This window comes from Collinsella sp. AM31-2AC (assembly GCF_003469285.1).
Lineage (GTDB): Bacteria > Actinomycetota > Coriobacteriia > Coriobacteriales > Coriobacteriaceae > Collinsella > Collinsella aerofaciens_AT.
The window spans coordinates 137,314-149,941 of record NZ_QSJB01000004.1; the positions used below are offsets into that span (position 1 = coordinate 137,314).

At 59.2% G+C, this 12,628-nt stretch carries 9 protein-coding genes and 1 tRNA gene; 9 read left to right on the forward strand and 1 reads right to left on the reverse strand.

Annotated features, from left to right (window positions below):
* Positions 1-9 precede the first annotated feature (9 nt).
* Positions 10-1,008, reverse strand: coding sequence for a bile acid:sodium symporter family protein (locus DW796_RS03005; protein WP_118094237.1), 999 nt, complete (start codon positions 1,006-1,008; stop codon positions 10-12).
* 276 nt (positions 1,009-1,284) lie between these two features.
* Between DW796_RS03005 and recJ the strand changes: the two genes are divergently transcribed.
* The 9 genes from recJ to rplT all read left to right on the forward strand — a co-directional run bounded on the left by recJ (position 1,285) and on the right by rplT (position 12,221).
* A complete protein-coding gene (gene recJ, locus DW796_RS03010) occupies positions 1,285-4,572 on the forward strand; it encodes a single-stranded-DNA-specific exonuclease RecJ (protein ID WP_118094238.1) in 3,288 nt (1,095 codons plus the stop codon).
* Between the two features lie 15 nt (positions 4,573-4,587).
* Positions 4,588-6,948 carry a bifunctional (p)ppGpp synthetase/guanosine-3',5'-bis(diphosphate) 3'-pyrophosphohydrolase gene (locus DW796_RS03015; protein ID WP_118094239.1) on the forward strand — a complete coding sequence of 787 codons (2,361 nt, stop codon included), beginning with the start codon at positions 4,588-4,590 and terminating at the stop codon, positions 6,946-6,948.
* A gap of 84 nt (positions 6,949-7,032) precedes the next feature.
* Complete coding sequence (locus DW796_RS03020; protein WP_118094240.1) at positions 7,033-7,716, forward strand: MBL fold metallo-hydrolase; 684 nt, start codon at positions 7,033-7,035, stop codon at positions 7,714-7,716.
* A 195-nt stretch (positions 7,717-7,911) separates the two neighbouring features.
* Positions 7,912-8,778 carry a class II fructose-1,6-bisphosphate aldolase gene (gene fba / locus DW796_RS03025; RefSeq protein ID WP_035137086.1) on the forward strand — a complete coding sequence of 289 codons (867 nt, stop codon included), beginning with the start codon at positions 7,912-7,914 and terminating at the stop codon, positions 8,776-8,778.
* A gap of 251 nt (positions 8,779-9,029) precedes the next feature.
* Complete coding sequence (locus DW796_RS03030; RefSeq protein ID WP_118094241.1) at positions 9,030-10,463, forward strand: transglutaminase-like domain-containing protein; 1,434 nt, start codon at positions 9,030-9,032, stop codon at positions 10,461-10,463.
* 39 nt (positions 10,464-10,502) lie between these two features.
* Positions 10,503-10,589: transfer RNA gene (locus tag DW796_RS03035), tRNA-Leu, on the forward strand.
* 432 nt (positions 10,590-11,021) lie between these two features.
* On the forward strand, positions 11,022-11,591 hold the full coding sequence (gene infC / locus DW796_RS03040) for a translation initiation factor IF-3 (protein ID WP_006234423.1): 570 nt from the start codon (positions 11,022-11,024) through the stop codon (positions 11,589-11,591).
* Between the two features lie 32 nt (positions 11,592-11,623).
* Positions 11,624-11,815, forward strand: coding sequence for a 50S ribosomal protein L35 (gene rpmI, locus DW796_RS03045; protein ID WP_006234422.1), 192 nt, complete (start codon positions 11,624-11,626; stop codon positions 11,813-11,815).
* A 46-nt stretch (positions 11,816-11,861) separates the two neighbouring features.
* Positions 11,862-12,221 (forward strand): 50S ribosomal protein L20, encoded by a 360-nt coding sequence (rplT, locus tag DW796_RS03050; protein WP_006234421.1) that lies wholly within the window; start codon positions 11,862-11,864, stop codon positions 12,219-12,221.
* Positions 12,222-12,628 lie beyond the last annotated feature (407 nt).

Below are 12,628 nucleotides of genomic sequence, written 5' to 3' on the forward strand. Positions count from 1 at the left end.
GCGGACAGTCTAGCGTCCCATGGCATCGCGACCGGCCTCGACCCGCTTGCGCTGGGCGGCGCGCTCCTCGCCGGTTAGGCACTCAAAGAGATGCCCGATAATCGAGGCCAGCACCTGCTGAAACAGCGTGCCGCACATGACGGGGAACACGACTTCGCCCGGAAAGTACTGCGTGGCGATGACGGCGCCCGAAGAGATGTTGCGCATGCCGCAGGTAAAGCACATGGTAGTCGTCTCGCTATATGGCAGATGCAGCGCACGTGCGACCAGAAAACCGACGACAAAGCCGCTGATGGCGAAGACCAAAATAAAAAGGGCGACTTCCAGGCGCACCGCGTTCATGTGTAGCACGTACTCGCTCATAGCGGTGGAGTTGGACGCGATGACGCCCATCATCATGAACTTACAGGCGGGCGAGAGTGCGGGGGAGAGTTTTTCGTGTCCCCATCCGCGCGTGAGCTCGTTAATGACAATGCCGAGCACGGCGGGGATAGCAATCATAAAGGACATGTTCTGCATCATGCCCGGCACATCGATTGCGACGGTGGCGCCCAGCAGGAGCTTGAGCGTGAGCGGAATCGTCACCGGCGAGATGACCGAGGACGTCAGGATGATGGTGAGCGCGAGCGGGCCGTTGCCGCCGAACATGCTGATCCACATAAAAGCGGTGACGGCCACGGGCACGCTGTATTCGAGCACAATGCCGCAGACAAGGTTGGGGTTGGAGCCAAAGAAGAGTGACCCCATGGCATACGCCGCGATGGGAATAAGTACCGCCGAGACGAGCAGCGCCAAGACCAGGTGCAGCGGACGGCGGAACACCTCGGTTACCTGGTGAAAGGTGTTGCTGAGCGCACCCTGAAACGTCATAAAGGCAAACAAGGTGGGAACGATGGGCTTGAGTACGCCAATCTGTTGGGGAAAGAGCACGCCGAGCGCCACGCAAATCGGAACGATGACCTGCATGCGCCCCGCGAGAAACTTGCCCAGTCCAACCCATTGCTTCATATGCGCTTGTGACTCCCTTTGCCCGTGAACCCGTTTTGAATGGATATGCTAGACGCTCGCATGCGTCCGTGCGTCAGAAACGCTCGAATATTTCGATGCTATTACCGGCATCGTTTACCGAAACCGCGGCGTGCTGCGGCGATTTGCGTCCGCGCTGCACGGTATAATAAATCCGTTCAACAGATCTGCCTGCCGAAGCGGGCATACACAGAGGACTCATCGCTATGAACCGTGAGAGGTATCGCGGCGACCTGCCCCTATCGGGGGTGGGCGCCTATGTCATCGCTTAAGACGACGCATCGCTGGGCGGTCGCTCAGCAAAACCCCGAACTCGAAAAGGAGCTTTCGGCTGGCCTGGGAATACCCGGGCTGGTGGCGCGCATTATGGTTGCGCACGGCATTACATCCATCGAAGAAGGCCAGCTGTTTTTGACGCCTTCGCTCGATCGCGACTGGGCTGACCCACTCATTATCCCGGGCATGTCGGTCGTTGCCGACCGCGTCGAGCGTGCTATTCGCAACCACGAGCACATCGCGGTCTTTGGCGATTTTGACGTTGACGGCATTACGTCGACTTGTCTGTTGACTGAGGCGCTGCGCACGTTTGGCGCCGATGTTACGCCGTTTATTCCACATCGCTTTGACGAGGGCTACGGTCTTTCGCGCGCGGCGCTCGACCGCGTCAACGAGCTCGCCCAGCCCAACCTGATTGTGACCGTCGATAACGGCATCGCTGCCAAGGAAGAGGTCTCCTATCTGGAGAGCCTGGGAATCGATCTGGTGGTCACGGACCATCACGAGCCGTCCGACCAGGTGCCGCAGGGCGTGCCTCTGACCGACCCTAAACTCGAGGACGAGGGGCCCTCGCGTGAACTTGCCGGTGCCGGTGTGGCGCTCAAGCTGGTGCAGGTTTTGGGCGAGCGTCTGGGCAAGCCGTTGTATTGGCGTTCGTTAATCGAGGTCGCGGCGCTGGGCACCGTGTCCGACATGATGCCGCTCACGCCCGAGAACCGCGCGCTGGTTGCCGAGGGCATCCAGCAGATGCGCGTAACCGCTCGCCCCGGCTATATCGCGCTTGCCGCGCTCGCCAAGGCGGACCTTTCTACCATTACGGCCGACGGCCTGTCGTTTTCGCTCATCCCTCGTCTGAATGCTGCCGGCCGCATGGCTGATCCCAAGCTGGCGCTCGACCTGCTGCTTGCCCGCGACCCTATCGAGGCAAGTGCACTGGCAGCCGAGCTCGAGGAAATCAACCGTCAGCGCCGCGAGATCGAGGCGGAGCTCACACGCGACGCCATGGCAAAGGTCGAGGAGACCTATGACGGCGGTCGCGCAATCGTCGTGGGTGGCGAGGGCTGGCACGAGGGCGTCAAGGGTATCGTAGCGAGCCGCCTGACCAACCGTTATCACGTGCCGGCGCTGCTCTTCTCGATTGAGGACGGCGTTGCGCGCGGATCGGGTCGCTCGGTGGGCAAGGTCAACCTGTTCGACGCCGTCGAGCGTTGTTCCGACCTGCTGATTCGTCGCGGCGGACATGCCGGTGCGGTGGGTGTGACCATCGAGGCATCCAAGCTCGATGAGTTCCGCCGCCGCCTTTCGGCCGTGCTATCGGAGCTTCCCGCCGATGACTTTGAGGACACTGACGAGGTTGCCGCCACCGTTGACCTCTCCGAGCTAAATATCGAGACTATCGAGCAGATTTCTCGTCTTGAGCCGTTTGGTCAGGGCAATAAGGTGCCGCTTCTGGCTGCCGAGGGCGTGACGATGTGCGATCGCGCCGTGGTGGGCAAAACCGGCGAGCACATGCGCTTTGTGGCGACCGATGGCGCCGCGAGTGTGCCGGCCATCATGTTCCGCGTGCCGCAGATCGATAGGCTCATCAATTGCGACAGCGCCGTCGACTTGGTATTCGAGGCCGTGGCCGAGCATTGGCAGGGACGCGTGAAGCCCAAGCTCATGATCAAAGATGTCTTGGTGCGCGATCCCGCGGCGTCCAATATCGACGATCCGGCATGCGAGCTTCGCCGTGGCGTGCAGCCGGCGGATTCCGGCCTGCGCCTGGAGTCGCGTAAACGCGAGACGCTCGCCCAGCTTTCTTATACCGAGCTCACGCGCTCGCTTATCCATAGCTTTATCGGCTCGAACCAGCCGCACCGCGCGCAGGTCGAAGCGCTCGATGCCCTGGCCGATCACCAAAGTGTTCTGGCCGTTATGGGAACGGGGCGCGGAAAGTCTCTTATCTTCCATGTGCACGCCGCGCGCGAGGCGGTCCTTCGCGGGCGTGCGAGTATCTTTGTCTATCCGCTGCGTGCGCTCGTTGCCGACCAGGCCTATCACCTCTCGTCGACGATGGCTGCGCTCGGCATTGGCGTAGGCGTGCTGACCGGCGAGACCGTGGAGGCGGCGCGCGATGACGTGTTTGCCGGCTTGGCTTCGGGCCGCACCGGCATCGTGCTCACGACGCCTGAGTTCCTGTCTATTCACCGCGACCGCTTTGCTCGCTCGGGTCGTATCGGGTTTGTCGTTATCGACGAGGCGCATCATGCCGGTCTTGCCAAGGGCGGCGACCGTAGCGCATACCTCGACATGCCCGATATCCTCAAGGCCCTGGGCGATCCGGTCGTTATGGCGGCGACGGCCACCGCGACGGCTCCGGTCGTGGCGGAGCTTGCCCGCGTGTTGCCGATTACCCGTACGGTGGTCGACGAGACCGTGCGCGAGAACTTGCAGCTCGAGGACGACCGCGATCTTGCGAGCCGCGAAAATCGCCTGGTGTCGATTGTGGCGACGGGGGAGAAGACCGTCATTTACGTCAACTCGCGCGACCAGTCCGTGGCGCTTGCCAAGACGTTGCGCAAGCGCGTACCAGACTGTGCGACCCATATCGCGTTCTATAACGCCGGGCTTGCGCGCTCCGATCGCCGCCGCGTCGAAGAGGCGTTTCGAGATGGCAGCCTCAGTTGCATCGTTTCGACATCTGCCTTTGGTGAGGGCGTGAACCTGCCCGATATCCGCCATGTCGTGCTCTACCACATGCCGTTTGGCGGCATTGAGTTTAACCAGATGAGCGGCCGCGCCGGTCGCGATGGCCAGCCCGCCGTGATCCATCTGCTCTATTCGTCGCGCGATGCCCGCATTAACGAGCGCCTACTCGACTGCTATGCGCCCGAGCGCGACGAACTCGTCACGCTCTATCGCGCGTTGCAGACCATGTGGCGCTCCAACCGCGGCAAGACCGGGGACGATTCCTTTAGCGCGAGCGATATCGACATCGCTCAGATGTGTCTTGCCATCGATGCTCGCACGCCGGTTGACGAGCGCTCGGTGGAAAGCGGCCTGGGAATCTTCGAAGAGCTTGGTTTCTGTCGCGTTTCGGGGTTTGATGACACCCGTCGCATCGCGATGGCCGAAAACCCCGGCCGCGTGCAATTGAGCAGGTCGATTCGCTATTTGGAGGGCTTGCGCTCGCGCATGGAGTTCTCGGCTTTCCGGAGCTGGGCGCTCGATTCGTGCGCTTCTGATATGCTAGCCAAAGTTAACCGCCCGATCGTACCGCGGGCCTAGGGGAAGGGGACCTCGATGGATGCCGCAGCCCGTACCGCCCATGATTCCACCCTCCAGCCTTTTTCGGAGATGGAGCACTATAAGCATGCCGATGAGCTGCCACCCGAGATTATGGCGGACAGCTACGACAAGCTGGAGCGCCTGTGCCTCAAATATATGAATGAGGACGACTTCTCTAAGGTGGAACAGGCCTACTGCTTTGCCGCCGAGAAGCATTGCAACCAAAAGCGCCGCTCGGGCGAGATGTACATCAACCATCCCGTCGAGGTGGCCATCATTTTGGCCGACCTTAAGATGGACTGTGACGTGGTGTGCGCCGCGCTGCTGCACGATACCGTCGAGGATACCGAGACCTCGCTTGCCGATGTTTCCGGCCTGTTTGGCGAAACCGTGGCAGAGCTCGTCGACGGCGTGACCAAGCTCACCAACATCGAAGTCGACAGCATGGACGAGAAGCAGGCGCTTACGCTGCGCAAGATGTTCCTTGCCATGTCCAAGGACATTCGCGTTATCATCGTCAAACTCGCCGACCGCCTGCATAATATGCGCACGCTTGCCGCCCTGCGCGAGGACCGCCGCCTGTTTAAGGCGCGCGAGACCATGGACGTGTACGCGCCCCTGGCCGACCGCCTGGGCATGAGCTCTATCAAGTGGGAACTCGAGGACCTGTCCTTCTTCTATTTGGAGCCCGATGCCTACCAGCGCATCGCGCGCATGGTGGCTGAGTCGCGCGAGGTGCGCGAGCGCTATCTGGCCGAGACCATCAAGACACTCACCGATGAGCTCAATCGCATTGGCCTCGAGGGCTTCCAGATCAACGGTCGTTCCAAGCACTATTGGTCCATCTATCAAAAGATGAAGCGCAAGGGCAAGGAGTTCTCCGAGATTTACGACCTGGTGGCGTTGCGCGTCATCACCCATTCGGTGCGCGATTGCTACTCTACGCTCGGTGCGGTGCACACATTGTGGCATCCCATGCCCGGTCGTTTTAAAGACTATATCGCCATGCCCAAGGTCAATAACTACCAGTCGCTCCACACGACGGTTATCGGCCCCACGGCTCGTCCGCTCGAGATTCAGATTCGTACCTACGAGATGCACGAGCAGGCCGAGTACGGTATTGCTGCCCACTGGCTCTATAAGAAGTCGGGCGGATCGTCTGCGTCTAAGACCAATGATGCCCAGCGTCTGGACGACCAGATTAACTGGCTCAAACATTCGCTCGATTGGGCTGCGTCTGATGAGATCACCGACGCCAAGGAATACCTGCATTCGCTGAAGGTCGATCTGTTCGATCAGGAGATCTTCGTCTTTACGCCCAAGGGCGAGGTCATGGCGCTTCGTGCCGGCTCCACGCCGCTCGACTTTGCCTATGCCGTTCACACCGAGGTGGGCAACCACTGCGTCGGCGCTAAGATCAACGGTGCGGTGGCCCCGCTCACGCACGAGATCAAGACGGGCGATCGCGTTGAAATCCTGACCAACAAGAGTTCCAAGCCGTCGCGCGATTGGCTCAAGATCGTCAAGACACCTTCGGCCAAGTCAAAGATCCGCCGTTACTTCGCCGCCGCGACCAAAGACGATGACGCTGCTGCCGGCCGCGATATACTGGCCAAGGACCTGCGCAAGCGCGGGTATGGCATCTCTACGCCGCGATCCACGCGTGCGCTCAACGCCGTGGCGGAGCAGTTTAATTACAAGCAGCTCGAGGACCTGTTTGCCGCCGTCGGCGCCGGCAAGGTTGCCCCTCGCGCTGTGGGTAACAAGGTCGAGCAAATCTTGGACCCCAAGCCCGAGGAGCAGCTCTCCAAGGCCGAGGCTATTGCCGAGGTCGTCAAGCAGCCTGCCCGCGGTTCCAACCGCAAGCCGCAAAAGCGCGGCAAGAGCGCCAGCAACGGCATTATCGTCAAGGGCGAGAGCAACAGCGGCCTGCTGGTCCGTCTGGCGCATTGCTGCAATCCGGTGACGGGCGACGACATCGTCGGCTTCATCACGCGCGGTCGTGGCGTTTCGGTGCATCGCGCCAATTGCCCCAACGTCAAGGGTCTTATGGAGCATCCCGAGCGCATGATCGAAGTGGAGTGGGACGGCGCTGCCGACACCCTCTTCCAGGTCGAGATCGTGGTCGAGTGCCTGGACCGCATGGGCCTTCTCAAGGATGTCACCATTGCCATTGGCGATGCGGGCGGCAATATCCTTTCTGCCGCCACGTCGACCAACCGCGAGGGTATTGCAACCCTGCGCTTTATGGTCGAGATCTCGGACGCGAGTGGTCTGGATCCGCTGCTGGCTTCCATCAGCAGCGTCGATTCGGTCTACGATGCTCGCCGCCTGATGCCCGGCGAGGGTGGAGCCCAGCTCAAGCGCCGCGTTTAGTCGCGACGAACGTGCCACATTATCGATATTCGCTACACTCGAGGCATCGTTTGATGCCTCGAGTTCTATAGAGAGGAGAGGGACATGAGTGCTGTGCCCTTGGATTTAACTCCCAAGGGATCGGTCGAGATTGAGACGCTCGCAAACGGTCCCATTCAGACCAATAGCTATGCTGTTATTTCGGACAATGAGTGCGTGATTATCGACCCCGCGTGGGAAGGCGAGCGTTTGGTGGAACATATTCGAGCCGAGCATCCCGATGTGCAAGTGCTCGGCGCCATTTGTACGCACGGTCACGCCGACCATGTTGGCGGTGTCGCTGGAGTTCGGGCCGCCGTTGGCGCCGACGCCCTGTACGAGCTGTGTGGCAAGGACGCAGCAGTGCCGCATGCGAATATCGAGGAGCAGCGAGCGATGTGGGGCATCGAGACGCCCGATCCAGGTGAGCCGACGCGGCTGCTTGCCGAGGGCGACACCATTGAGCTGGGCGACATTTGCCTGCAGGTAATTGAGGTGCCCGGGCACACACCGGGCGGCATCGTTCTGTTCGCCGCCACCGAGCAGGGGAACATTGCCTTTGTGGGCGACACGCTATTCCCGGGCAGCCACGGCCGCACCGATCTTTCTGGAGGAGACGAGGCGGCGATCCTGCGCTCGCTCTCCAAGCTCGCCCGGCTTCTCCCGCCCGATACCGTTTGCTTAACGGGCCATGGCGATTCGACCACCATGGCACGCGAGCTCATGCAGAACCCTTTCATGCAGATGTAGCTTAATAGTCGGCTTTTGAAGCACGAGAAGCGTCCAAACGTCAAGCTATTTTTCCCCAACGGGTCAATTCCGTAGGGCAAACGGTCAAAAAAAGTCTGTTTGGACGATATTCGTGAACAAATGAACGTTTATGCTCGGGTACGCCGTGGTAAAATCTCAGGCGTTATCGGAGCAACCTTACAGGAGGTTTCTTTTATGCTCGTCAACGCAGCAGACATGCTCAAGAAGGCTGAGGCCGGCAAGTACGGTCTCGGTGCCTTCAACACCAACAACCTCGAGTGGACCCTGGCTATTCTCCAGGCCGCCGAGGAGGCCAAGTCTCCGCTGATCCTTCAGTGCACCGCTGGTGCCGCTAAGTGGATGGGCGGTTTCAAGGTCTGCGCCGACATGGTCAAGGCTGCCGTCGAGGCCACGGGCGTTACCGTTCCCGTCGCCCTTCACCTCGATCACGGTTCTTACGAGGACTGCTTCAAGTGCATCGAGGCCGGCTTCACGTCCATCATGTATGACGGCTCTCACGAGGAGACCTTCCAGCTTAACCTCGACCGCACCAAGGAGCTCGTTGAGCTTGCCCACTCCAAGGGCATGTCCATCGAGGCCGAGGTCGGCGGCATCGGCGGCACCGAGGACGGCGTGACCTCCAGCGGCGAGCTCGCTGATCCTGCTGAGTGCAAGCAGATCGCTGACCTGGGCGTCGACTTCCTCGCCTGCGGCATCGGCAACATCCACGGCGTGTATCCCGCCGACTGGGCTGGCCTTTCCTTCGAGCGTCTGGGCGAGATCAAGGCTCAGACCGGCGACCTGCCCCTCGTCCTGCACGGTGGCACCGGCATCCCCGAGGATCAGATCAAGAAGGCCATTTCCCTGGGCATCTCCAAGATCAATGTCAACACCGACCTGCAGCTCGTCTTCGCCAAGGGCGTCCGCGAGTACATCGAGGCTGGCAAGGATCAGCAGGGCAAGGGCTTTGATCCCCGCAAGCTCCTCAAGCCTGGTCGCGACAACATCGTCGCCCGCACCAAGGAGCTCATGGAGGAGTTTGGCTCCGTCAACAAGGCGTAAGCGTCGCTAAACTTCCCGCCGGAAGCCCCGTCCCCCTATACTGTTTCCTTTGCGCTCACCTGGCTTTGCCAGAAGTCGCGCCAAGAAAACAGCTCCGGGGGACGGGGCTTCCTTCGTTTAACGCCGCAGGGTTACGAGGCTGAATTATTTATTTGACTACCGTTCAGCGGTGTTGATGGCTCCCTTGTTGGGGCTTTCTTTTTATCTCGCTACAATGGGCTTCAAGCGTTCTAGTGACTTGGAGTTTTGGTATGGCTGTTATTAATGTGCTGCCTTCGGATGGGAAGGTTATTGACGAGGGTCCTGTTGGTTGCTCTGTTGATGTTTGCAATGATGACTTCCGTTTTCTAGATGTTGGCTTGCCACCTGAGATTCTGCGTTTAAAGGACGCGGGGTATCTTTCGCGGGCTATTGAGGCTTGCGACTGCCTACTTGCCCAAGATCCCGATCCCTTGCTTGCTGCCTGCGTTCGTGCCGAGCGGTATCGCATGCTTGAGACGCCGCTTCATTTTTCGGTGTCGCGCGATCGAGCTATTGCGATGATTCGCGAGGAGTGGCCTGAGTTTGCCGAGGAGCAGTTTGACGACCTGATTGACCGTAAGCGTATTGACTGGCGCTTTATCGATGGCGAGCTGTTCGTTCTCGACAACTTCCTCGATTCGCTTCGCGTATATCCCAAAGAGGTCCCCGGCATGCGTCCCGATCCTACGGACGGAATTGCACTGCGCAACGAGATGCTCAAGGAGATGGAGTCGCAAAACGGATTGGCTCGCGTCATTACGCTTAAAGCGTCTGTGTCTGTCCCCGGCGCTCTAGAGGGGGAGACCGTTCGCGCTTGGCTTCCCGTTGCCGCCACCTGCCGCCAGCAGTCTCGGGTCGACATTCTCGACATGACGCCGGAGGGTGCTGTTGCTCCCGCGAACGCTTCGGCGCGTACCGTCTCGTGGTCTTCTTCGAGTGAGCGCTCATTCTCGGCGACCTATCGCTATCACATCGATGCTGCTTATTGTGATGTCTACGGTGGCACACTTCCGGTTCATCCGCGTATGGACGCGCCTCTGCCCGAGGATATTTCCGAGGACCGTCCGCACATTGCATTCACGCCGTATCTGCTGCAGCTGACGGCCGGTGTTGTTGACGGACTCGAGGATCCGCTCGATCGCGCCCGTGCTATCTATGATTACCTGACGCAGCATATCGACTATCGCTATCAGCCGCCGTACTTGCTTTTGGGATCTATTGTCGATGACTGCGCGCATTCGCTCCGCGGCGATTGCGGCGTTATGGCGCTCACGTTTATCACCATGTGCCGTATCGCGGGCGTGCCTGCCCGTTGGCAGAGCGGCCTGTACGTTGCGCCCGATTCGGTGGGGTCGCACGACTGGGCAGAGTTCTATACGCCGCAGACCGGTTGGCTCAACGCCGACGTGTCATTTGGATCTTCTGCTCGCAGGATGGGGGAGGAGTGGCGCCGCCGTCACTACTTTGGCAATCTCGACCCGTGGCGTATGGTGGCCAACAATCGATTCCAGGCAGAGTTTGAGCCCTCTTTCGACGGCATGCGCGAGGACCCTTACGATAACCAGATGGGTGAGGCTTCGGTCGACGGTCGCGGATGCCGTCAGCGCGAGATGCTCCGCACGGTCGAACTCATCGAAATGCTCGAAGTTCCATTTTCGGACTAATCGATAGAAAGCTGTGATAAACTAACTCACGCATTACGTGCCCGAGTGGCGGAATTGGCAGACGCAGTGGACTCAAAATCCACCGTTGGCAACAACGTGCGAGTTCGAGTCTCGCCTCGGGCACCATACATGCAAGTGAGCGTTCAAGGGGGTCAAGGCCCCCTTTTTCGTGCCGAACTCGCGCGAGCGCGCGGAGCGTTAAGCAAACAGGCCTGTGGCCTGTTTGTAGCGGAGCGTGGCGAGGGCGTCGTGCGCCCGAAGCCCGGGGCTTCGCGAAGCGAAGGCCCTTCGAGTCTCGCCTCGGGCACCATTCATGCAAGCGAGCGTTCAAGGGGGTCAAGGCCCCCTTTTTCGTGTACGTAATGTGATAACGCGCGGTACGTGTTATTATTCGCAAGGCGTTGTTCCCGCAATGCCCTAAAGAGGAACCCGAGGGTTCCCACCTTTTGGCGCCAATGAGCAGCTGACTGGTCATACAACTTAGATTCCCTTCCTCAAATCGAGGAAGTCTATGTGTACGACCTGGTTGCAAAGAAGCGCCGGGTTATTTTTTTATGAATGGAGGTAGGGAAAATAGCTAAGTCTGATGACACCCGCATCAACGACGAGATCACTGCATCTTCGTGCCGTTTGATTGGCGTCGATGGCTCACAGCTCGGCCTGTTCGCCATCCGCGATGCCCAGCGCGTCGCTGACGATCAGGGTCTCGACCTGGTCGAGATCGCTCCCAACGCGGAGCCGCCGGTCTGCAAGGTCATGGACTACGGTAAGTTCAAGTACCAGCAGGCCATGAAGGCCAAGGCCGCTCGTAAGAACCAGTCCAAGGTCGAGGTCAAGGAAATGAAGTTCCGACCCAAGATCGACGTTGGCGATTACGAGACCAAGAAGGGCCACGTTCTGCGTTTCCTCAAGAAGGGCGCACGCGTTAAGATCACCATCATGTTCCGCGGCCGTGAGATGGCTCATCCGGAGCAGGGTCTTAACGTTCTCGAGCGTCTCGCCGAGGATCTCAAGCCTTACGCTACGGTCGAGTCCAAGCCTAAGATGGAAGGCCGTAACATGCTTATGCTGCTCGCCCCGATTAAGGGCGCCTTCGATGAGGATAAAGCGGCAAGCGATACCAAGTAACTAGTGTTCTGTAACCGATTAAGGAGTATTTCATGCCTAAGATGAAGTCCCACAGCGGCACCAAGAAGCGTTTCCGCAAGACTGGTACCGGCAAGCTTATGCGCGCCAAGGCTTTCAAGAGCCACATCCTGAGCAAGAAGTCCACCAAGCGTAAGCGTGGCTTCCGTCAGGAGACCGAGATCGCCGCTGCCGACCGCAAGGTCATCAAGTCGCGTCTCGCCTAAGTTCGCGTTCCCGTTTTTCGTTTTACCGTCTAGGAGTTGATAGAACATGGCACGTATTAAGCGCGCTGTTGCCGCCAAGAAGAAGCGCCGTACCGTTATGCACCGTGCGAAGGGTTACTACGGTGCCGCTTCGCGTACTTACAAGCATGCTAAAGAGCAGGTCCAGCACTCCCTGCAGTATCAGTATCGTGATCGCCGCAACAAGAAGCGCGAGATCCGTTCTCTCTGGATTACTCGTATCAACGCTGCTGCTCGTCTGAACGACATCTCTTACTCTCAGTTCATGCACGGCCTGAAGGTTGCCGGCATCGAGCTCGACCGCAAGGTCCTGGCTCAGATGGCTTACGAGGACATCGAGTCCTTCAACGAGCTGGCCACCATCGCCAAGAAGGCTCTAGAGGCCTAATAGATTCTCTTGAATCGCTAGGGGAGTGTCGCGTTGTGCGCGGCGCTCCCTCTTTTTATCTGAAGCGCGGTTTACATTGCTAAAAGCGCGGGTAGATAAACACTTATAGGTGACCGATCTCTATATATTCCTGAACCAAAGGGTCATCATCTGATACGTGCGGAAGATCCGCACCAGTCATTCTATTACCTATAGAAAGCAATATGTTGTGTAGGACTTGTGAAGAGTTGAATTGACGTCCCACAGGGCTTCGTGGTCTGGCAATATATCTCCTTGCCGCGCGGCCCGGTCGGACCGGATGAGCCGCAGAGCGTGCACCTTGAGAACCGGATACTGCGAGGATGGACACATTCAGTGTCGCATCCGGGCAGACATCGAACCATTTGAAATGGTCTAACTTGGATTTG